This is a genomic window from Saccharomonospora iraqiensis subsp. iraqiensis, from assembly GCF_000430445.1.
GTDB classification, from domain to species: Bacteria; Actinomycetota; Actinomycetes; order Mycobacteriales; family Pseudonocardiaceae; genus Saccharomonospora; species Saccharomonospora iraqiensis.
The window spans coordinates 59602-63436 of record NZ_KE387062.1 but is presented as its reverse complement, the minus strand read 5'-3'; the positions used below and the strand labels follow the sequence as shown (position 1 = coordinate 63436).

Sequence of the window (3835 nt, the reverse complement as noted above, 5' to 3'; positions counted from 1 at the left end):
CGCGGCGACGCGGGCGGCGAGCAGTTCCACGGTCAGCGGCAGGCACCCGATCCGCCGGAGCACGGCGCGGGCGGCGTCGGCCTCGTGGTCGTCGGCGGGGAAGTCGGGGCGGGCGGTGCGGGCGCGGTCGAGGAACAACCGTCCGGCCTTGGAATCGAGCGGGTCCCGGGTGCCGTCCCGGGCCAGCGGCCCGAGCGGCAGCACACACTCCTCGGCGAGCCCGAGCCGCACCCGGCCGGTCGTGAGCACGGTGACCGCGGGGCAGCGCCCGAGCAGTTTGCGCACGAGCGTGCGGACCTCGGTGAGCAGGTGCTCGCACGAGTCCAGCACCAGCACCCGGCGGCGGCCGGAGAGGTACTCGGCCACCGTCGCGAGCGGGTCGGGATCCCGGTCGTGCGTGTGGATCCCCAGGGCCCCGGCCACGGCCCCGGGCAGCTCCCCGGCGTCCCGGGTGGACAGCGGCACCACGGTGACGCCGACGGTGGCCGTGGACAGCGTCTCGGTGACCAGCCGGGTCTTCCCGACGCCGCCGGGCCCGACGACCGTGACCAGCCGTTCCCGGTCGAGCAACCCGGTCAGCCGTGCGAGTTCGTGCCCCCGGCCGACGAACGTCGTCCCCGGCGGTACCGGCCTGCCCGGGTGGGCCGACCCCGGGTACCGTCCGGTGACCGCCTCGAACGTCTCGTCCAGCTCCATACTGGTCGGTTCACCGAGGTCGTCGGACAGCCGCTCGCGGAGCTGTTCGTAGCAGGCCACGGCGTCGGCGGTCATGCCGAGGTGGTGCAGCGCCCACATGGCGTAGCCGCAGGCCCGCTCCCGCAGGGGTTCGGCGGACAGCAGACTGAGCAGCCGCTGGGCCGCGTCGGCCACCTTCCCGGTCTCCAGCTCCCGCGCGGCCAGGTCCTCCACCGCACGGGCCCGCAACTGTCGCAACCGGACGGCTTCCGGGTGGTCGGCCCCGGCCCGCCGGAGATCGGGCAGCGGGTCGCCCCGCCACAGCGCCAGCGCCCGGTCCAGTGTGGAGATCGCCTCGGGCGCCGGGCACCAGCGCGCGGCCTCGATCATGTGCTCGAACCGGACGGCGTCGATCCGGTCGGGCGCGAGGTGCAGTACGCACCCGGCCGCCGACCAGCTGATCTCGGCTTCCGGGGCGAGCAGGGTGCGGAGTTTGCCGACCCGGGCGTCCAGCGAGTCCAGGGCCCGCGCCGGCCGCTGCGCGGGCGGCCAGGCCGCCTCCACCAGGGCGTCCGCGGAGACCCTCTGGTTGGCGTGGACGAGCAGGGTGGACAGCACCGCCCGCAGCGCCCGGTCGGTCAGCGGCTGGTCCGCCGCGCGCCGGTCGATCTCGAGTGGACCGAGAACCCGTACGAGGAGGTGGTCCGTGCCCTTGCTCACACCGCCATGGTCGGCCCCTACCGGGTGGTACTCCACTCGGAGAACGGCCGGACCGGGTGAATCACCGTCGGGGGATCCCCGGCGACCGCACGGTCACGCGCCCGGCCGGGCCGTCAGAGCTTGCGCAACCGGACCCGGTTGATCGAGTGGTCCGCGTCCTTGCGCAGCACCAGTGTCGCGCGCGGGCGGGTCGGCCGGATGTTCTCCATCAGGTTCGGCTCGTTGATCGTCTTCCACAGGTGCAGGGCCTCCGCGGTGGCCTCCTCGTCGTCCAGGCCGGCGAAGTGGTGGAAGTGCGACGTGGGGTCGGCGAAGGCGGTGTGCCGCAGCTTGAGGAAGCGTTCGACGTACCAGCGCTCGATGTCGGCGGTGTGCGCGTCGACGTAGAGCGAGAAGTCGAACAGGTCCGACACGGTCAGCCGCGGCCCCGGCTGCAGGACGTTGAGCCCCTCCAGGATCAGGATGTCCGGCTGGCGGACGACCTGCTCCTCGTCGGGCAGGATGTCGTAGGCGGTGTGCGAGTAGACCGGTGCCCGGACCTCCTCGGCGCCCGACTTCACCTCCGTGACGAACCGCAACAGCGCCCTGCGGTCGTAGCTCTCCGGGAAACCCTTGCGGTGCATGATCCCCCGGCGGACGAGCTCCGCCCGGGGATGCAGGAACCCGTCCGTGGTCACCAGGTCGACCCGGGGATGGTCGGGCCAGCGGGCGAGCAACGTGCGCAGGATGCGGGCGGTGGTCGACTTGCCCACCGCCACGCTGCCCGCGACACCGATGACGAACGGCACCTTGGTGCCCCGGGTGTCCTCGCCGAGGAACGTGGTGGTCGCCTCGTACAGCTGTTGGCGGGCCGCCACCTGGAGATTGATCAGCCGGGACAGCGGGAGGTAGACCTCCGCGACCTCGGTGAGATCGATCTGCTCGCCGAGGCCCCGCAGCCGGGACAGCTCCGCGGCGGTCAGCGGCAGCGGTGTCGACCTGCGCAGTTCCCGCCACTGGTCCCGCTGGAACTCGACGTAGGGGCTGCGCTCACGGACCCGCGCCATTCACTCACTCCTCGCCCGTCGGTGGGCCGGCGCTGTACACCTGTTCTTCACGCGGACTCAACCGTAAGCGGTCACCGGCGCCGACGCGCTGTGACGTTGTGCACCCGCGGGGCCGAGCCCGTGGCGTCGTGCCCCCGCCGGGCCGGGTGACCTGTCGCGCGGACGGGCGAGACCGGTGTCGCACACCGGTGACCGCGCCGGTCAGCGCCGGTCAGCGCCGGTCAGCGGCCCAGGAAGACCTCCTCCCACGCGGCGGACACCTGGCGGGCGCAGGTGGCCGGGGACACACCGCCGACGCCGGTGCCCAGACCGGGCATCGCGATCGTGGTCACGACGTCCCGGAACCGGGCGCCCTGCTCGAACATGCCGTCCCGCCACAGCAGGAAGACCGCGCGGGCGGCCAGGTACGGGTGCACGGTGTCGTCCGGCAGCGACTCGCCCGGCTGCCGCATGGTGGGGGCGCTGATCAGCCACTCGGGGACGGGGGCGCCGGTGGGCACGACGACGGCCTCCCCGATCGGCAGTTCACCCCCGTGGTAGGCGAGGACGGTGCTGCGCACCTGCTGCTCGATGCCCGGGAACGTCCGCGCGTAGACGGCGTCGATGCCGCCGCGCATCCAGCCGAGGGAGTTCGCCGGGCTCACCACGGCCTGCGCGCGGACCTCCAGGACCGAGCCCCGATGCACCCGGACCGGGCCCGTGACCGAGTCGCGGACCGTGTTCCAGGCCTGCACGAGTGGCTCGTCGAGGGCGCACAACACCAGTTCCGGTGTGGCCGACGGGGTGGTGGCGCCCGTGCCGTCCGCCCCGGGTCCGTTGCGTGTGTGCGTGCCAGATTCGGCGGTCACCTCACCAGCATGACAAAGAATCGGACGCCTGGTAACCGCCGCCCCTCCCGGCCGAACGGGTGAGGATCGTCTCACCGGGCACCGGCGTAGCCTGTTGTTCCATGTCCCGGATCGCCTACTTCGGCCCGCAGGGCACGTTCACCGAGCAGGCCACCCGCGCGCTCGCACCGGAGGGGGAGCTCGTCCCGGTCGAGACGATCTCCGCGGCGCTCGCGGCCGTGCGCGAGGGCACCGCCGAGCGGGCGTGCGTGCCGGTGGAGAACTCGGTCGAGGGGCCGGTCACCGCCACGCTCGACGGGCTGGCCGGGGACGCACCGTTGGTCGCCGTCGCCGAGGCGCTGTTGCCGATCCACTTCGCGGTGCTCGCCGCGCCGGGGGTGGAGGTCGTGCGCACGGTCGCCAGCCACCCGCACGCACTCGCCCAGGTGCGCGAGTGGCTGGAGCGCAATCTCCCCGAGGCGCACACCGTGGCCGCGCCGTCCACGGCGGCCGCCGCGGTGGCCGTCCAGCGGGGCGAGTACGACGCGGCCGTGGCCGCACCGGTCG

4 protein-coding genes are annotated in these 3835 nt (G+C 73.6%); 1 reads left to right on the top strand and 3 read right to left on the bottom strand.

The window, feature by feature from the left end; genetic code table 11:
- From ACTIR_RS26330 to ACTIR_RS0105415, 3 genes are all read right to left on the bottom strand, one after another.
- Positions 1-1395, bottom strand: a 1395-nt coding sequence (locus ACTIR_RS26330; protein WP_026453508.1) for an AfsR/SARP family transcriptional regulator, incomplete at its 3' end; no start/stop codon positions are given.
- Positions 1396-1508: 113 nt separating this feature from the next.
- A complete protein-coding gene (coaA, locus tag ACTIR_RS0105420) occupies positions 1509-2441 on the bottom strand; it encodes a type I pantothenate kinase (RefSeq protein ID WP_007026677.1) in 933 nt (310 codons plus the stop codon).
- A 221-nt stretch (positions 2442-2662) separates the two neighbouring features.
- The gene (locus ACTIR_RS0105415; RefSeq protein ID WP_026453507.1) at positions 2663-3289 is read right to left on the bottom strand and encodes a macro domain-containing protein; all 627 of its coding nucleotides are present in this window, start codon (positions 3287-3289) and stop codon (positions 2663-2665) included.
- A 101-nt stretch (positions 3290-3390) separates the two neighbouring features.
- Between ACTIR_RS0105415 and ACTIR_RS21895 the strand changes: the two genes are divergently transcribed.
- Positions 3391-3835: prephenate dehydratase domain-containing protein (locus ACTIR_RS21895; RefSeq protein ID WP_034238517.1), on the top strand; the 445-nt coding region annotated here is incomplete at its 3' end.

What these genes read in the sequence shown, in the direction of transcription:
- coaA (WP_007026677.1), bottom strand. Translation starts at nt 2,441, where the DNA reads ATGGCGCGGGTCCGTGAGCGCAGCCCCTACGTCGAGTTCCAGCGGGAC.